The sequence below is a fragment of the Staphylococcus sp. EG-SA-2 genome, from assembly GCF_017152085.1.
The window spans coordinates 1-518 of sequence record NZ_JACYHC010000215.1 but is presented as its reverse complement, the minus strand read 5'-3'; the positions used below and the strand labels follow the sequence as shown (position 1 = coordinate 518).

1 pseudogene is annotated in these 518 nt (G+C 33.8%); it reads left to right on the top strand.

Annotated features, from left to right (window positions below):
* A pseudogene (brnQ1, locus tag IDG60_RS27305) lies at positions 1 to 518 on the top strand (branched-chain amino acid transport system II carrier protein BrnQ1); the annotation flags it as partial.

Genomic DNA, 518 nt, shown 5'->3' with positions numbered 1-518 from the left:
TTTAGAATATATCGGTAAATTTTTAAATCCGGTATTCTTAGTATTATTAGCAATTATTTTATTATTTGCTTTTATCCATCCATTAGGTGGCATATCTGATGCACCTATTAGTAAACAATATCAATCACATGCCTTATTTAACGGCTTTTTAGATGGATACAATACCTTAGATGCGCTAGCGTCATTGGCATTTGGTATCATCATTGTTGCAACGATTAAAAAGTTAGGTATCGAAAATCCAACTGATATCGCTAAAGAAACAATTAAGTCTGGTACTATCAGTATCATTATGATGGGGATTATTTATACCCTACTAGCAATCATGGGTACATTAAGTATTGGTCATTTCAAACTTAGTGAAAATGGTGGTATTGCCTTAGCGCAAATTACGCAATACTACTTAGGTAACTACGGTATCGTCCTGTTGTCACTTATCGTTATGGTTGCTTGTTTAAAAACAGCCATCGGTTTGATTACGGCATTTTCAGAAACATTCGAACACCTTTTCCCTAAAATGA